Genomic DNA, 17,278 nt, shown 5'->3' with positions numbered 1-17,278 from the left:
AGAAAAAACGATGGCCGCGAACACTGCCCGGACCTCTTGAACGCCGGATCGACCCTCCCATATCATTTTCGTGCAGGCCACACCAAGGGGTCAGGAAACCGGCTCCGGCTGCACACAATGCCCGGCCCGATGGCGGGCGGGTGTCGCAACAGTCGCTTCTAGGAGGACTACACCATGCGTACTTTCGATCTCACCCCGTTCTATCGCTCCACTGTCGGCTTCGACCGCCTGTTCAATCTGCTGGACCAGACCTCCGCCGAGGCGGCCCCCGGCTATCCGCCCTATAATATCGAGCGGACCGGCGAGAATGCCTATCGGATCAGCGTCGCGGTCTCCGGCTTCTCCCCGGCCGAACTGTCGATCGTGACCAAGGAAAACCAGCTCACGATCAAGGGCGAGAAGACCGCCAACGAGAACGGCGGCAAGTCCGAGGTGCTGTATCGCGGCATCGCCGCGCGCGCCTTCGAACGGGCATTCCAGCTCGCCGACTACGTCACGGTGAAGACCGCCAGCCTCGAGAACGGCCTGCTCCACGTCGATCTCGTGCGCGAGATTCCCGAGGCGAAGAAGCCGCGCAGCATCCCGATCAGCACCACCGCGGTCTCCGCGCCGCAGGTGGTCGACCACGCCGGCGACAAGGCGGCGGCGTAAGCGCGCAGCAACTCTCGCCATCCGCATCGTCGAACGCCCCGGGAAACCGGGGCGTTTTGTTTTGGAAGCGCTGAAAGTCCTGAACTTCGGAGCGTCGGTGGTTCCGGCGGGCCCGTCCCCCCGCCGTCATTGCGAGCGAAGCGAAGCAATCCAGAAGCCTCGCCACGCGGCGTGGATTGCTTCGTCGCTTCGCTCCTCGCAATGACGGACCTTTTCGGGAGCGCGCACGGGTCTCGACCGTGAGTAGATGCGCTGTGCTTATTCCAACCCCTGCACCGGCGGCATGGCTTCGGTCGGCTGGATCGTCGGCGTTGACGGCTTGGCCTCGGTCGGCGCCGGCGATCCGGGAGCGGGCGAGGCGGCCGACTTGTTCTCGGCCTTGGCTGTCTCCTGCTTCGGCGCCGCATCGGTCGCCGGCTTCGAGGCATCCTTCACCGGCGCGACCGTGGTCGCGGCCTTGGCGGCCATGGTCGGCGAGGGACCTTTGGTCGATTGCTGCGGCGACGGACGCGGCAGCGGCGTCGCCGGGGTGCGGCTGGCCAATTGCGGGACCGGCTTGGCCGGCCGTGGTGCGCGGCTGTCGGGCAGCGGCGGCAGGCCCTGCACCGGGCCGTAGCCGGCGACGGTCTCGTCCTCCATCGCAGCGCCCATCCGCCACGCCGGCATGAACCGCACCAGCCGGCCGCTGCGGCCGTCGATCACCAGGCGGCCATCGTCGCCGTCCGGATTGATGGCGGCCAGCGTGTAGAACATCCCGCGCTGCCGCGGCAGGCCCAGCGGGGCGAACCCCTGGTCGCGGGCGATCGCGACGATCGCGCGCGGCGGCAGCAAGTCCGGCGCAAAGCTCGCCTCGGGCACGTAGCGGCCTTCGGGCAGGTAGCGCCGAATCCGTGGCGGCGGCGGGAGCGCCGCATAGGGCCCCTCGATGTCCGAGATCACGGTGATCGCCGGCGGTCCGATGTCGCGTGGCGCCGGCTGCGCCATCGCCGCGGTCGCGCCGGCCATCAGTCCGGCCGACATCACGCACCCGATGATATTCATGTCCTGCTCCTGCTACGTCCCGCTTTTGGCCCTGTCCTGGGCGGCGCGGAGCCTCCCGCCGGAATTGGGCGCGGCTTGGGCCGGATCGCGGCGGTTTCAGCTTGAATCCGCGGCAGTTGTCCGCGATTTGCACCTTCGGAAACAGGACTCACGCACGCTTGTGTGCTAGACAAAAATTTGCCAAGGTTGTGCTAGGACAGCATCGCTGTCTCAATTGCGGTGGTAGCCCAGCACGGGATTACAACGTAAATCGCGGCGTTTGACGTCGCGCGAGACTCCTGGATTGTCCTATGGACGATCTGGACACGGGGGTCTGAATACGGAAATCGTGGCTCGCGGCGGCGAGCGGTGGCCCGGAGGGTGCCGCGGACGCCCGAAGTGCGCCGCTGCTGGAAAATATCCTTGCCGGATAGATGAGGACGAAAATGAGCGGGTCTGAGGTTGAGCGCGAGAACATGGTTGCCAATGCGCTGACGGCGGGCCCGGCCGTGAAAACGCACGCCTCTTCGGACGCGCGCGAGCACGATTGGCGTCCGCCGGCCGAGGGCCTGTACGACCTGTCGCGCGAGAAGGACGCCTGCGGCGTCGGCTTCATCGCCAACATCAAGGGCGTCAAGTCGCATCAGATCGTCGCCGATGCGATCCGGATTCTGTGCAACCTCGAGCACCGCGGCGCAGTCGGCGCCGACCCGCGCGCCGGCGACGGCGCCGGCATTCTGGTGCAAATTCCGCACGCCTTCTTCAACCGCAAGGCCTCCGAGCTCGGTTTCACGCTGCCGGCGCCGGGCGAATACGCCGTCGGCGCGCTGTTCATGCCGCGCGACACCTCGTGGCGGAAGGTGATCCAGAGCATCGTCGCCGACCAGATCAAGGCCGAGGGCCTGACGCTGCTGGGCTGGCGCGACGTACCGACCGACAATTCGTCGCTGGGCGAAACCGTCAAGCCGACCGAACCCGCCAACATGCAGGTGTTCATCGGCCGCGGCGGCGCGATCAAGACCGAGGACGAGTTCGAGCGCCATCTCTACATCATGCGCAAGTCGATCTCGAACGCGGTGTATCAGCGTCGCGAGCGCGGCTTCGCCGGCTACTACCCGGTGTCGCTGTCGTGCCGCACCGTGATCTACAAGGGCATGTTCCTGGCCGATCAGCTCGGCAAGTACTATCCCGACCTCAGCGATCCGGATTTCGAAAGCGCGCTGGCGCTGGTGCATCAGCGGTTCTCGACCAACACCTTCCCGACCTGGTCGCTGGCGCATCCCTACCGCATGGTCGCGCATAACGGCGAGATCAACACGCTGCGCGGCAACGTCAACTGGATGGCGGCGCGGCAGGCCTCGGTGCACTCCAAGCTGTACGGCAAGGACATCAGCCGGCTGTGGCCGATCTCCTATGAGGGCCAGTCCGACACCGCCTGTTTCGACAACGCGCTCGAATTCCTGGTGCGCGGCGGCTATTCGCTGCCGCACGCGGTGATGATGATGATCCCGGAGGCGTGGGCCGGCAATCCGCTGATGGACGAGCAGCGCCGCTCGTTCTACGAATATCACGCCGCGCTGATGGAGCCGTGGGACGGCCCGGCGGCGCTCGCCTTCACCGACGGCCGCCAGATCGGTGCCACGCTGGACCGCAACGGCCTGCGCCCGGCGCGCTATCTGGTCACCCGCGACGACCGCATCGTGATGGCGTCCGAAATGGGCGTGCTGAAGATTCCGGAGGACCAGATCGTCACCAAGTGGCGGCTGCAGCCCGGCAAGATGCTGCTGGTCGACCTGGTCGAGGGCCGCCTCATTCCCGACGACGAGATCAAGGCGCAGCTCGCCGCCAGCCAGCCCTATCGCGAATGGCTCGGCCGCACCCAGATCGTGCTCGAGGAACTGCCGGACGCGCCGGTCAAGGGCCAGCGCTCCAACCTGCCGCTGCTCGATCGCCAGCAGGCGTTCGGCTATACCCAGGAGGACATCTCGATCCTGATGACGCCGATGGCGTCGACCGGCGAGGAAGCCTCGGGCTCGATGGGCAACGACACGCCGCTGTCGGCGCTGTCGGACAAGCCGAAGCCGCTGTTCACCTACTTCAAGCAGAACTTCGCCCAGGTCACCAACCCGCCGATCGATCCGATCCGCGAGGAGCTGGTGATGAGCCTGGTCTCGATCATCGGGCCGCGGCCGAACCTGTTCGACACCCAGGGCATCGCCGGCACCAAGCGGCTCGAAGTCCGCCAGCCGATCCTCACCGACGGCGACCTTGAGAAAATCCGTTCGATCTCCGAGATCGGCGATCCGCATTTCAAGTCGCGCACGCTCGACACCACCTTCCACACCGCGCTCGGCGCCGCCGGCCTCGAGCAGGTGCTGGAGGATCTGTCGGCGCGGGCCGAAGCCGCGGTGCGCGACGGCGTCAACATCATCATCCTCAGCGACCGCGCCGCCGGCGCCGACCGGATTCCGATCCCGTCGCTGCTCGCCTGCGCTGCCGTACATCATCATCTGATCCGCGTCGGGCTCCGAACCTCGGTCGGCTTGGTGGTCGAATCCGGCGAGCCGCGCGAGGTGCATCACTTCGCCTGTCTGGCCGGCTACGGCGCCGAGGCGATCAACCCGTATCTCGCCTTCGAGACCATCATCGCGCTCAAGGATCGGCTGCCGGCCAAGCTCGACGACTACGAGATCGTCAAGCGCTACATCAAGTCGATCGGCAAGGGGCTGCTGAAGGTGATGTCCAAGATGGGCATCTCGACCTATCAGTCGTATTGCGGCGCGCAGATCTTCGACGCGGTCGGGCTGCGCAACGATTTCATCGCCAAGTACTTCGCCGGCACGCATTCGCAGATCGAGGGCGTCGGCCTCGCGCAGATCGCCGAGGAAACCGTGCGCCGTCATCACGACGCGTTCGGCGACGCGCTGGTCTACAAGACCGCGCTCGATGTCGGCGGCGAATATGCCTACCGCTCGCGCGGCGAGGACCACGCCTGGACGGCGGATTCGGTGGCGACGCTGCAGCACGCGGTGCGCGGCAATTCGGTCGAGCGCTATCGCGCCTTCGCCCGCATTCTCAACGAGCAGCAGGAGCGTCTGTTGACGCTGCGCGGCCTGTTCCGGATCAAGGGCGCCGAGGCCGAGGGCCGCAAGCCGGTGCCGATCGAGGAGGTCGAGCCCGCCGCCGAGATCGTCAAGCGCTTCGCCACCGGCGCGATGAGCTTCGGCTCGATCTCGCGTGAGGCGCACAGCACGCTGGCGATCGCGATGAACCGCATCGGCGGCAAGTCGAACACCGGCGAGGGCGGCGAGGAAGCCGACCGCTTCAAGCCGATGGCCAACGGCGATTCGATGCGCTCGGCGATCAAGCAGATCGCTTCGGGCCGGTTCGGCGTCACCACGGAATATCTCGCCAATTCCGACATGATGCAGATCAAGATGGCGCAGGGCGCCAAGCCCGGCGAGGGCGGACAGTTGCCCGGCCACAAGGTCGACGCCACCATCGCGGCGGTGCGGCACTCGACGCCCGGCGTCGGCCTGATCTCGCCGCCGCCGCATCACGACATCTATTCGATCGAGGATCTGGCGCAGCTCATCTACGATCTGAAGAACGTCAATCCGCAGAGCGCGGTCTCGGTCAAGCTGGTGTCGGAAATCGGCGTAGGCACCGTCGCGGCCGGCGTCGCCAAGGCGCGCGCCGACCACGTCACCATCGCGGGCTTCGAAGGCGGCACCGGCGCCTCGCCGCTGACCTCGATCAAGCACGCCGGCTCGCCCTGGGAAATCGGTCTCGCCGAGACGCACCAGACGCTGGTGCGCGAGCGGCTGCGCTCGCGCATCGTCGTTCAGGTCGACGGTGGCTTCCGCACCGGCCGCGACGTCGTGATCGGCGCGCTGCTGGGTGCCGACGAGTTCGGCTTCGCCACCGCGCCGCTGATCGCGGCCGGCTGCATCATGATGCGCAAGTGCCATCTCAACACCTGCCCGGTCGGCGTCGCCACCCAGGACCCGGTGCTGCGCAAGCGCTTCACCGGCCAGCCCGAGCATGTCATCAACTACTTCTTCTTCGTCGCCGAGGAAGTCCGCGAGCTGATGGCGTCGCTCGGCTATCGCAGCTTCAACGAGATGGTCGGCCAGTCGCAGATGCTCGACCAACAGGCGTTGGTGGCGCACTGGAAGGCGAAGGGCCTCGACTTCTCCAAGCTGTTCCACAAGCAGAAGGCCGAAAAGGGCCAGACGATCTATCACTCCGAGCTCCAGGATCATCACCTCGACAAGGTGCTCGACCGCACCCTGATCGCCAACGCGCAGGCCGCGATCGACCGCGGCGCGCCGGTGAAGTTCGAGGTCGAGATCAACAACACCAACCGCTCGGCCGGCGCGATGCTGTCCGGTGTCGTCGCCAAGCATTACGGCCATGCCGGGCTGCCGCACGACACCATCCAGGTGCACCTCAAGGGCACCGCCGGGCAGGCGTTCGGCGCCTGGCTGGCGCGCGGCATCACCTTCGACCTCGAAGGCGAAGGCAACGACTATGTCGGCAAGGGCCTCTCCGGCGGCAAGATCATCGTTCGCCCGCCGGCGATCTCCGGCATCGTGCCCGAGGAGTCGATCATCGTCGGCAACACCGTGATGTACGGCGCGATCGAGGGCGAGTGCTACTTCCGCGGCATCGCCGGCGAGCGCTTCGCGGTGCGCAATTCCGGCGCCGTCGCGGTGGTCGAGGGCGCCGGCGATCATTGCTGCGAATACATGACCGGCGGCATCGTCGTCGTGCTCGGCAAGACCGGCCGCAACTTCGCCGCCGGCATGTCGGGCGGCGTCGCCTATGTGCTGGACGAGGACGGTGCGTTCGGCAAGCTGTGCAACATGGCGATGGTCGAGCTCGAGCCGGTGCTGTCGGAGGAGATGATCAACGCCAACGCGTATCATCAGTCCGGCGATCTGGAGGTGCACGGCCGGGTCGACGTGTTCGCCGATCTGCTCGGCTTCGACATCGAGCGGCTGCACGTGCTGATCTCGCGCCACGCCAAATACACCGGCTCCAAGCGCGCCGCCGAGATCCTGGCGAACTGGAAAGAGTGGCTGCCGAAGTTCCGCAAGGTGATGCCGGTCGAGTACCGCCGCGCTTTGCGCGAGCTGAAAGCACGCCAGGCCGAGGAGCCCAAGATCGCGATCGGGGCTTAACGACGAGACAGGCCCGTCACCCTGAGGCGCCGGTGCGCAGCACCGGCCTCGAAGGGCGACAGCCGCGGGGACAGCAGCAGAACAGTCATCCTTCGAGGCTCGCCCAAGCGGGCGAGCGCCTCAGGATGACGGCTCAGGATGAATTCGAAGGTTCAGGGGCGTTGGTAGTCTGATGGGCAAGATCACGGGATTTCTGGAAATCGAACGGCACGATCGGGTCTATGCGCCGGTCGCCGAGCGGGTGAAGAACTACAACGAATTCGTCGTCCCGCTCAGCGACAAGGACCTCGGCGACCAGGCCGCGCGCTGCATGAATTGCGGCATTCCGTATTGCCACGGCACCGGCTCGGCGCAGCCGGGCGCGCCGGGCTGCCCGGTCAACAACCAGATCCCCGACTGGAACGATCTGGTGTACCAGGGCAATTGGCAGGAGGCCTCGCGCAACCTGCACTCCACCAACAACTTCCCGGAATTCACCGGCCGCATCTGCCCGGCGCCGTGCGAAGCCTCGTGCACGCTGAACATCGACGACAACCCGGTCACCATCAAGACCATCGAATGCGCCATCGTCGACCGCGCCTGGGAGAACGGCTGGCTCGTGCCCGAGCTCGCCTCGGTCAAGACCGGCCAGAGCGTCGCGGTGATCGGCGCCGGCCCGGCGGGCCTCGCCTGCGCCCAGCAGTTGGCGCGCGCCGGCCATGACGTCCACGTCTATGAGAAGCTCGCCAAGGCCGGCGGCCTGCTGCGCTACGGCATTCCCGACTTCAAGATGGAGAAGCATCTGATCGACCGCCGCGTCGCGCAGATGGAAGCCGAAGGCGTCACCTTCCACTACAATGCACCGGTCGGCGGCAATGCGGCCGGCGCGGTCGATCCGGCCGAGCTGCTGAAGCAGTACGACGCCGTGGCCTTGACCGGCGGCGCGGAATATCCGCGCGACCTGCCGATCCCGGGCCGCGAGCTCTCCGGCATCCATTTCGCGATGGACTTCCTGACCCAGCAGAACCGCCGCGTCTCCGGCGAAGCGGTGAACGGCGCCGACATTCTGGCGACCGGCAAGCACGTCGTGGTGATCGGCGGCGGCGACACCGGCTCGGACTGCATCGGCACCTCGATCCGTCAGGGCGCCACCTCGGTGACCCAGATCGAGATCATGGCGGCGCCGCCGGAGAAGGAAGACAAGGGCCTGACCTGGCCGAACTGGCCGATGAAGATGCGCACCTCGTCGAGCCAGGCCGAAGGCGCGGTCCGCGAATTCGCGGTGCTGACGCAGAGCTTCACGGGCGAGAACGGCGCGGTGAAGCAGCTCGATTGCGTCCGCGTCGACGCCAAATTCCAGCCGATCCCCGGCACCGAATTCACGCTGCAGGCCGATCTGGTGCTGCTGGCGATGGGCTTCGTCTCGCCGGTCAAGCAAGGCCTGCTCGAAAAACTCGGCGTCGCCCTCGACCCGCGCGGCAATGTCAGCGCCGACCTGTCGCACTTCACCACCTCGGTCGACAAAGTCTTCGCCGCCGGCGACATGCGCCGCGGCCAGTCGCTGGTCGTCTGGGCGATCCGCGAAGGCCGCCTGTGCGCCCGGGCGATCGATCAGTTCCTGATGGGAAGCACGACGCTGCCGAAGTAAGGGGGGACGGCCCCTTACTTCTCCCTCCCCCTTGTGGGGAGGGTGGCCCGGCGTAGCGCAGCGAAGCCGGGACGGGTGGGGGGCCGCGGGCAGGGCGCCAGCGTCACCGCACCGACGACCATCTCGCAGCATTGACCGTTTGCGGAACTTGATCGACCCTTGCTGATCAGCCGAGAGATCAGCCGTGCCGATTGCTACCGCCCGAACCCTCCGCAAACGCCTCACTCCGCAGGAAGCCCGGCTGTGGGTGCAACTCCGCCAGTTGAAGTCTCGCGGCTATCACTTCCGCCGACAGGCCCCGATCGGTCGCTACATTGTCGATTTCGTCTGCTTCGGCGCAAAGATCGTCATCGAGGCGGACGGCGGCCAGCACGGGATGCCAGACGGTATCGCTGCCGATCAGCAGCGTGACGCATTCCTGCGCGGCGAAGGGTTTCGCGTTCTCCGGTTCTGGAATTCGGACATCGATCGCCATTTCGACGGTGTGATGCAGACCGTCCTCGACGCGTTGCCACCCCCACCCGTCCGGCCCGATTAGCATCGGGCCGTCCACCCTCCCCACAAGGGGGAGGGAAAGGAAGCCGCGCACCAGTGGATCGTCGCCCTCACGCATTCCTCGCCATCAATCCCCCGTCGACCGGAATCACCACGCCGGTGAGGAACGACGCGGCGGGGAGGCACAGGCTCAGCGTCATGTGGGCGACTTCTTCCGGGGCGCCGTAGCGGTGCAGCGCGGTGCGGCGGCGGGCGTATTTCTGCTTGTGGTCGTCGCTGATGCGGTCGGTCATCGCGGTGGTGATCGGACCCGGGCAGATGCAATTGACGGTGATGCCTTCGGGGCCGAGCTCGACCGCGAGCGAGCGCGTGAGACCGGTGACGCCGGCCTTCGCGGCCGAATAGGCGCTGTGGCCGGCGGTGGCGCCGAGCGCTTCGGTGGAGGCGATGTTGACGATCCGCGGCGAAGACGACTTGCGCAGATAGGGCAGCGCGGCGCGGATCACGCGCGGATGTGCGCTCAGCATCACCGCGAGCGCGCGGTCCCAGCCGGCGTCGTAGCCGTCGTCGTCGATCGGCAGTCGCACTGAAATGCCGGCATTGTTGATGACGATGTCGAGCCCGCCGAGCGCCTGCGCGATCGCGTCGACGCCGGCCTTGATCGCGGCGGCGTCGCCGACATCGAGCGCGAACGCGGTCGCGTCGCCGCCGCGCGCTTGGATCGCCTCGGCCACCGGCTGCGCGGCGTCGCGCGTCACGTCGGTGACGGCGACGCGCGCGCCTTCGTCGGCGAACACATGCGCGGTGGCGCGGCCCATGCCGCTCGCAGCACCCGTGATCAGCACGCGCAGGCCTTCGACGGAACGGCTGAGGGGTTTGTAGCTCATCGGTTTCCTCCGGTTGTTTCTTGTTGCGGAATTGCGCGGACGCGCGTCGCGGTCCGGCTCCGATTGACAAGGCTCGCATCGATTGGGACACAGGTCAAACGCGCGCCGTCAGAGCCGCGACACGACAACAAGGGAGAAACCGCGATGAACGATCTCGATTTTGGCGGCCAGCAGATGCTGATCGTCGGCGGCTCGAGCGGCATCGGCAACGGCATCGCGCAGGCGTTTCGCACGCGCGGCGCGAAAGTCTGCGTCACCGGCACCCGGGCGCAAACGTCCGACTACGCACCCGAAGACGGTAGCGATTTCGGCGGGCTGACTTACGCGCAGCTCGACGTCAGCAAGCCACAGGCGATCGAGGCGTTCGCGCCGGCGCTGGAGCGGCTCGACGTGCTGGTGCTGGCGCAGGGCGCGGTGATCTATCGTCGCGGCGAGTTCGCGATGGACGGCTTCCGCCACGTGATGGAGGTCAATCTGATCAGCCTGATGGCCTGCGCGGTGAAGTTTCATCCGCTGCTCAAGGCGTCGTCCGGCAAGCTGATCATCGTCTCATCCACCGCGGCGTTTCACGCCACCAAGGGCAACCCGGCCTACAACGCCTCGAAGACCGGCGCGATGGGGCTGACCCGGACGCTGGCGCAGGCCTGGGCCGAGGACGGCATCCGCGTCAACGGCATCGCGCCCGGCCTGGTCGATACCAAAATGACCAAGGTCACCACCGCCAATCCGAAGCGGCTCGCCGGCGCCATCGAGGGCATTCCGATGCGGCGGCTCGGCACGCCGCAGGAGATGGCCGGCGCGGCGTTGTTTCTCGCCTCGCCGTTGTCGTCCTACGTGCTCGGCCAGACCCTGGTGGTCGATGGCGGGCTGATTTTGTAGCTGCGCGAACGCCCGAAACGATCAGCGGAAGATCGAGAAGAATCCCGACGCGGGCGGCGGCGGCGGGGGCGCGCGGCGCATCTGCGGCTGGGGCTGCGCCGGCGCGAAGCCGAAGAAGCCGGAGGCGGCGGGCGGCGGTGGCGGCGCGGCGCGGGCGATGCGCTTCTGCGGTTGCGGCTGGCCGCTCGCACCCGGCGCGGCGCTGCCCGGTGCGTTGCTCGCCACCGGCGCCGCGCTCTTCGGCGGCGGCGGCTCCTGCGCGCGCTCGACCACGATCTCGCGGCGCGGCCAGGCGTAGTCGTCGGCGCGACCGGCCGGGGCGGCGAGCGGCTCGCCCTTCACCAGCGTGCGCGCCACCAGCGCATCGACCGGCGCCGGCGCGACGCCGGGGCCGCCCAGCAGGCGCTCGGTCGAGACCGAGGACGCCACCAGCGGCATGATCGGGCCGGCGATCGGCCGCGGCGCCGGGCCGTCCGGCTTTGCGCTCGCGTCCGGCGTGCCGGGATCGGTCGGCAGGGCGATCGGCCCGGATCGCGCGGCGAGCAGGCGGGCGATCTCGCGCTCGACATAATGCGCCAGCTTGCGGGCGCCGGATTTGGTGAAATACACCCCGTCATAGGCGCGCAGCCGGCGGGTCTGGCCTTCGAAGTCGGGGCCCTGCAGCACATAGCGCCCGGCCTCGTCGACGAAGCCGTCCCAGACGTCGACATAGGTGATTCCCGCCTTGGCGGCGGCGTCGCGATACAGCGCGTTGAGGAACTGCGCGTCCGAGGTCGATTTGGTGCCGCGCACCGCCGGCAGGCCGACCCACAGCACCGGCACGCCCTTGGTCTTGAGCACGGCGATCATGTCCTCGAGCTTCTTGGTGTAGAGCTCGATCCAGCGATCGTCGCGGAACTGGGCGACGCCGGAGCGTTTGCCCTTCTCCGGCGTCATGATCTGGGGCGTGTCGTCGTCCTCGTCGTCATCGTCGGCGGCGCCGTCGGCGGTCTTGTCGTCCGGCTTCGCATTAGGCTTGGCGTCGGCGTCTTCGGGCTTGCCCTTGCCGTCCTTCTTCTTGTCCTTCTCCGCCACGGGTTCGGTGATCGGGACGCGGTCGCTGAGGCCGAGCATCACCACGATCGCGTCCGGGTTCTCGGCGGCGAGGATGTCCCGGGCGGCGGCGATCCAGTCGGACGGCTCGCCCTTGGGCTGGTAGCGCAGCAGGCCGGAGACGGTCTTGTGCTTGCGGATCACCCCCATGTCGGGCTGCTCGGCATAGGCCTGCTCAAGGCCGTAAGCGAGCCAGTCGGCCATCGCGTCGCCCAGCACCACGACGTTGCGCTCCGGCGTCAAAGCCGCGTCGCGCTTGTCCGGCGCGGGTGCGCGGGAATAATCCTCGCGCACCGGGGCGCGCTTGGGCGCCTGATGCTGGAACGGCGCGAACACGTCGCTGCCGAAGAAACCGCCGCCGCCGCCGTTGTAACCGCCGCCGCCGTTGCCGATGCCGCGCTGTGGGCGCGGCGGCGGTTGCGACGGCCCGCCGAAGCCGAAAAACTGCGCCGAGGCCGGCCCGGCGACGCCGACCAGCAACAGCGCCATGATCGCCAGCAGCGGGCCGCGTCGGGTCAGGGCCGTCAGCAGGGATTTCGGCTTGTCGGACATCGGCTTTGCCGCGCTCGCATCGGAAAGAGGAGATCTGCCTATACTAGCGGATTCGGGCCGCAACCGGGCAGCCTTCGCGACGCATAGACGGGCCTCCAGCCGCCGCCGTCAAGGGCCGCGGCCGAACTTCCGGAGGCCGCGCCGGCGCGCCGGCGCAAGCCCGTCGCATCACGCGTAAGTACCGGATTTAGCGGCCAAAAGCCGGGCGTCGAGGGCTTTGGCGAGGTCGTCGCTGATGCCGGTCAGCGGCAGCCGCAATTCCGGGCTGTCGATCAGCCCCAGCCGCCACAGCGCGTATTTCAGCGCCGCAGGCGATGGCTCGGCGAACAGCAGCTTCGGGACTTCGGCGAGCCGCTGCCATGCGATCGAGGCGCCGAGCCGGTCGTCGGCCAGGATGCGCTGCCGCACCGTGGCGAAGGCCTCGGTCTCGATATGCGCCGAGGCCAGCACCGCGCCGTCGCAGCCGCGCACCAGCGCGCCGAAATACAGCGCGTCCTCGCCGCTCAGCACGGCGAAGCCGCGCGGCCTGTCGTGCAGCAGTTCGACGGTCTGCCGCGTATCGGCGCAGCAATCCTTGACGCCGACGATGTTGTCGCGCGCGGCGAGATGCAGCATCGCCGCGTTGCCGAGATTGACGCCGGTCCGATAGGGAATGTTGTAGATCATGATCGGCCGCGTCGCGGCGTCCGACAGCGCCTCGAAATGCAGCACCAGCCCTTGTTGCGACGGCCGCGAGTAGGACGGGCAGGCGATCAGATAGCCGTCGACCGGCCAGTTCGCGACCCGCGCCAGCGTCCGCACCAGTTTGCGCGTATCGCTGCCGCACAGGCCGAGCCACACCGGCAGCGCGCGGCCGGCCTCGGCCAGCGCCTCGGCCGTCAGCATCACCAATTGCTCGATTTCGTCGTCGTCGAGCGTCAGCCCTTCGCCGGTGGTGGCGGCGAGGATCAGCCGGTCGATCGGCTGCCGCGCATAGTGGGCGATCAGCCGGCGCAATGAGGCTGCGTCGAGCGCGCCGTCGCAAAACGGCGTGATCAGCGGCAGCCACAGCCCGCTGGGCGGCTCGGATTCGGTCTCCATCGTGGTGTCTCCTTCGCGAGGAGCCGGCCGACGGAGCGCAACAAAAAACCCCGTCGAAACCGGCGGGGTTTTTGGGTGATTGCGAACTGCGTATCGATCTAGCGCGCGCGTGCATCTCCGGCCCCGATGGAGGCACGGTATTTATCATTGCGATGAGCGGCGCGGTTGATCATGCAGCCAGTAGGACCCGCGAGGGGAGTTTTGTCAACTGTGGAGGCGAACAACCACCCGATGGGCGATGGCGTAGCAGCCGGCGCGGATTAGCGCGCCAGCCCGGCGAGAATGTTCGCGCGCGCCAGCGTCGACCGCAGCGCCTCGTCGGAGACGTGGGTGTAGATCTCGGTGGTGGCGATGCTCGAATGGCCGAGCAGCCGCTGCACGATCCGGATATCCACGCCGCTCTCGATCAGCAGCGTCGCCGCGGTGTGGCGAAGCATGTGCGGCGTGACGCGGCGGCGGACGCCGGCTTGCCCCGCAAAATTGCGCAGCTTGGCACGAAACGAATGCGGCCGCAGCTTGTCGCCGTTGCGGTTGAGGAACAGCGGCCCATCGCCGCCGAGCGTACGCTGGCGCAGCACCGCGAGCTTGCGAAGCTCGGCGCGCAGGCCGTTGTCGGTGACGTACACCATCCGGTCGCGCGAGCCCTTGCCGTGAATCCGGATCGCCGCGCCGTCGCTGGAGACGTCGGTGCTGGCGATCTTGCAGAGTTCGCCGATCCGGATGCCGGTGGCGATCATCAGCCGGATTTCGGTGCACAGCGATGGCGACTCGGGTGCTGCATGCCGGGCCGCACCCGGCGCTCGCGCCGATTTCAGCAGCTGCGTGGTCTCGTCGCGCGACAGCGTCCGCGGCAACCGCTTGCGCTTCGGCAGCTTCAGTCGCCAGCCATCGAAAGGATTGGGCATCGTGCCGCGATCTTCCAGGTAGCGGAAAAACGACCGCAAGCAAGCGAGCCGCCGCCGCACCGTCGCAGCCGACAGCTTCCGCTCGGTCATGTGCTCGAGATAGGCGCGCAGGTGGTCGGTCTCGATTGGCGCACCGGCGGAGAAGGCCTTGTCCTTCCGCCGCCGCGTCCCCACCCACGCGGCAAAATCCGCCAGATCGTAGCCGTAAGCCTGCAACGTATGGTCCGACAACTGCCGCTCGACCGAGCAATGATCGAGAAAGCTCACGATAGGTTTGCTGAGGGTCATTCCGCACTCCGCCCAACCGGGGCAGAGAACTTGTGAGGTATCAATCGGCTCTGCGCTACGCAGCATGCAGGCATTTCTGGAATTGAGGTTATTGGTTGAGTGAGAGGGTGAATGCAGCCTCTGCGGGCGAGTTGCTTCATAACTCGGAATTATGCAAAGGCCATTGAGACAAATGGGAACATTAGAATCGAGCTTAGTTCGCGGCGATTTCTCGCCCGACGACTATGAGAAGATCAACAGAGACTATTTCGATGAGATACTAAAATCTCGAGCTTGGAGTGCCTTTCCGTCTGGATGGTATAATCCTTCTTGTGAAGGAGCGGCTTCATTCTCGCTGCATCTCCCTGAAGCGCGCGACATAATTCACTACGCCGTTGATGAAGGAGCTTCACTAGGAGAGTCCCGATCGTCCATTGTTCGCCTTGTTGGTCAGTGGGAGAACCGCCCGCTTGAGCATGACGAAATCACGATCTGCCCGAGCGTTTCTAGCTGCAATCTCGCGGTTCTATATGTCCTTAAAGAAGCGGGGATAGATACGATTCTGTTTGAAAGTCCCGCCTATTATGCGACTCTGCAGCAAGCAGAGCTACTTAAGATGGAATTCATCCGGTTGCCAACTTTTAGAGCTGAACGTTTCGAAGCTGACCTAGAGAGATTTGAATCTATCCTATATTCAAGGTCGAATTGTGCAATTTGGCTTACTCAGCCGCGCTTTGGGATAGGCTCTAATCAGTGCCTCAAAAGGCTACGTCACTTGGGTGAGATCTTGGGGCCAAGGCGTATGCTAGTGATTGATGAAGCTGCCGAGCAAATGTTCCCCAGCGTCACATCAGGTCTCTCTCAAATGCGCTGCCCTGTCTTTCGAACCAGAGGAATAGTAAAGGGAGTTGGCCTCAACGGAATCCGCGCGAGCGTTATATTGCATCCGCCGCAGTGGCGATCTAACTTCGAAGAAATTCTTGAAGCTGCGGGGGCGTCATTAGATCGGTTCAGCTTATCCAACGTTGCGTTGCTTGCTGATACACCAATGTTATTGCCAACAATGCTGAGAATCGCGAACGCACAAGTCCGGCGAGAGCGGGCAAAATTGGAAATTATGTCTCTTGGTTCTTGGATGCAGCCTACTCCGCTGGAGAACGGATATATTGGGGCGATAATGCTAGATCTGAGTTGCATCGTTGGATCTTACGCGAGAAAGCGCAGCGCACTTCTTGGTTTCTGCAAAGACCGAAGAATGCCCATCGTGCTGGGGTCCAGCATCGGGTTTGCATTTGACGACGAATTTGAAGCGGTACGGATCAATTACTTTACGCCGACAGAGAACATCGAGAAAACGGGAGCAATCCTCCTGGAGGCCGGCGAAGACCTTCGGGTGATCAAGGGTCTTTAGGTGGCAGTAGCAATCCAATCAACACCCCTCTGACCCTCTTGAACAGAGAGATGTTCAAGCAAAGGTGTAGATCTAAAAGGAAGGAGCGCGGCAGTAATGTTCGCACATTAATTTCATACTCAGAGGGACGATCGAGAGAGAAGCCTGTTCGAAATGCGATCAATTGCTTGCCGTTGGCGGCTTCTCCATTTCGATCGCCTGTCGGTGGAGACGCTATCCATCCCATTGACTGTATTTTTGACAGTTCAAATTTCGTTCGGGTTGCGAGTACGAGAGCGACTATCGACAGCAAAGTTGCATAGTCGAAGAAATTTAAGGAGACTTCTACCGGAGAATTGCGCGGGCGAACCCAATCTACCCGAATCTGCCCGCCATCGGCTTCACGAAAGAGCGATTCGTAATAGCTAGGATCCAGGGGGCCATCTGCTTCAAGTCGAATATGGAGCAAGTTTGTATGAGCGTCGACTATTTCCTGAACTGCTCTAGCGTAAGCGTCAACTTCCCGAGTCACAGAAAGATGGACGCCCGCGGCAGATTGATAAAGGGATGAAAACTCGGGCTTCCCTGACAGCCATTCCAGTAGTGCAAAATTATGAGTGTGAAAGCGGAGTAGACCATAGACGGGTAAACGGTTCGCGGCGAATAGCGCCAGCAAAAATTGAGCAAACGAATTCAGTAGAGCTCCGAAGCTCGACTCTATAATCGCCTCGCTGGTCCAATTTCGTGGATTGATTGCCTGTTCAAGTGCGTCGGGATCTCCGTCTGCGTCCCCGGTCTCAAAGAATGCCAAACGGAATGTTTCGATGGGGCTCAGTGGCCGGTGACCTCCTATACGACCGAGGTCAGACCAAGTGATTTCCCGCAAGCTGCGGTCAGGCTGTTTTTCGAACAGTACGCAGGCCTGAACATTAGACCGCTCGAGACCGAAGTTTCCAAGGATCAGACCAACTTCCAAATTCATACCACTCCAAGAGGTGTCAATGAGTAAGCTACTCTCAATGACCCTGTTTGAAGTTGAGCATCGACTGAATCGAGATCGCTCGATTCGATTTGACTTCATTACGATGTTGCTGAGATCACAGTCCTCGAAAACACAATTGCGGAAGCTGCAATCGCTGATCCCAGTATTTGGAAACTTGCATTGGATAAAGCTGCACTGATCGAACAGGTTTGTAATGAATGACGCGTCGCCCAGTTCGCAGTCGATAAAAGTGGTATTGTAAACT

The 17,278-nt window shown here is 64.9% G+C and carries 12 protein-coding genes; 6 read left to right on the top strand and 6 right to left on the bottom strand.

The window, feature by feature from the left end; genetic code table 11:
- Window positions 1-174: 174 nt before the first annotated feature.
- Window positions 175-651 carry an Hsp20 family protein gene (locus RPB_RS22820; RefSeq protein WP_011443399.1) on the top strand — a complete coding sequence of 159 codons (477 nt, stop codon included), beginning with the start codon at window positions 175-177 and terminating at the stop codon, window positions 649-651.
- A gap of 258 nt (window positions 652-909) precedes the next feature.
- Here the strand turns inward: RPB_RS22820 and RPB_RS22815 are convergent, their stop codons facing one another.
- Window positions 910-1,692 (bottom strand): hypothetical protein, encoded by a 783-nt coding sequence (locus tag RPB_RS22815; protein WP_011443398.1) that lies wholly within the window; start codon window positions 1,690-1,692, stop codon window positions 910-912.
- Between the two features lie 425 nt (window positions 1,693-2,117).
- Here RPB_RS22815 and gltB point away from each other — a divergent pair, with 425 nt between their 5' ends.
- The 3 genes from gltB to RPB_RS24390 all read left to right on the top strand — a co-directional run bounded on the left by gltB (window position 2,118) and on the right by RPB_RS24390 (window position 9,022).
- Window positions 2,118-6,857, top strand: a complete 4,740-nt coding sequence (gene gltB, locus RPB_RS22810) for a glutamate synthase large subunit (protein ID WP_011443397.1) — start codon at window positions 2,118-2,120, stop codon at window positions 6,855-6,857.
- Window positions 6,858-7,029: 172 nt separating this feature from the next.
- Window positions 7,030-8,484: a glutamate synthase subunit beta gene (locus RPB_RS22805; RefSeq protein ID WP_011443396.1), complete on the top strand. Its 1,455-nt coding sequence runs from the start codon at window positions 7,030-7,032 to the stop codon at window positions 8,482-8,484.
- 184 nt (window positions 8,485-8,668) lie between these two features.
- On the top strand, window positions 8,669-9,022 hold the full coding sequence (locus RPB_RS24390; protein WP_011443395.1) for an endonuclease domain-containing protein: 354 nt from the start codon (window positions 8,669-8,671) through the stop codon (window positions 9,020-9,022).
- Window positions 9,023-9,089: 67 nt separating this feature from the next.
- On the opposite strand, the gene RPB_RS22795 is transcribed toward RPB_RS24390, so the two are convergent.
- Window positions 9,090-9,866: an SDR family NAD(P)-dependent oxidoreductase gene (locus tag RPB_RS22795; RefSeq protein ID WP_011443394.1), complete on the bottom strand. Its 777-nt coding sequence runs from the start codon at window positions 9,864-9,866 to the stop codon at window positions 9,090-9,092.
- Window positions 9,867-10,010: 144 nt separating this feature from the next.
- On the opposite strand from RPB_RS22795, the gene RPB_RS22790 reads away from it, so the two are divergent.
- Complete coding sequence (locus RPB_RS22790; protein WP_011443393.1) at window positions 10,011-10,745, top strand: SDR family NAD(P)-dependent oxidoreductase; 735 nt, start codon at window positions 10,011-10,013, stop codon at window positions 10,743-10,745.
- A 21-nt stretch (window positions 10,746-10,766) separates the two neighbouring features.
- Here the strand turns inward: RPB_RS22790 and RPB_RS22785 are convergent, their stop codons facing one another.
- From RPB_RS22785 to RPB_RS22775, 3 genes are all read right to left on the bottom strand, one after another.
- Window positions 10,767-12,389 (bottom strand): SGNH/GDSL hydrolase family protein, encoded by a 1,623-nt coding sequence (locus tag RPB_RS22785; RefSeq protein ID WP_011443392.1) that lies wholly within the window; start codon window positions 12,387-12,389, stop codon window positions 10,767-10,769.
- Window positions 12,390-12,557: 168 nt separating this feature from the next.
- On the bottom strand, window positions 12,558-13,469 hold the full coding sequence (locus tag RPB_RS22780) for a 4-hydroxy-tetrahydrodipicolinate synthase family protein (RefSeq protein WP_011443391.1): 912 nt from the start codon (window positions 13,467-13,469) through the stop codon (window positions 12,558-12,560).
- Between the two features lie 260 nt (window positions 13,470-13,729).
- The gene (locus RPB_RS22775) at window positions 13,730-14,662 is read right to left on the bottom strand and encodes a tyrosine-type recombinase/integrase (RefSeq protein ID WP_011443390.1); all 933 of its coding nucleotides are present in this window, start codon (window positions 14,660-14,662) and stop codon (window positions 13,730-13,732) included.
- Between the two features lie 172 nt (window positions 14,663-14,834).
- Here RPB_RS22775 and RPB_RS24770 point away from each other — a divergent pair, with 172 nt between their 5' ends.
- On the top strand, window positions 14,835-16,052 hold the full coding sequence (locus RPB_RS24770; protein ID WP_198135141.1) for an aminotransferase class I/II-fold pyridoxal phosphate-dependent enzyme: 1,218 nt from the start codon (window positions 14,835-14,837) through the stop codon (window positions 16,050-16,052).
- Here the strand turns inward: RPB_RS24770 and RPB_RS24385 are convergent.
- Complete coding sequence (locus RPB_RS24385) at window positions 16,039-17,013, bottom strand: hypothetical protein (protein WP_245258280.1); 975 nt, start codon at window positions 17,011-17,013, stop codon at window positions 16,039-16,041. The two genes, RPB_RS24770 and RPB_RS24385, sit on opposite strands and share 14 nt — an antisense overlap.
- Window positions 17,014-17,278 lie beyond the last annotated feature (265 nt).

It is taken from the genome of Rhodopseudomonas palustris HaA2 (genome assembly GCF_000013365.1).
In the GTDB taxonomy this organism is placed as follows: Bacteria; Pseudomonadota; Alphaproteobacteria; order Rhizobiales; family Xanthobacteraceae; genus Rhodopseudomonas; species Rhodopseudomonas palustris_J.
This window is presented reverse-complemented; position numbering and strand designations above follow the sequence as displayed.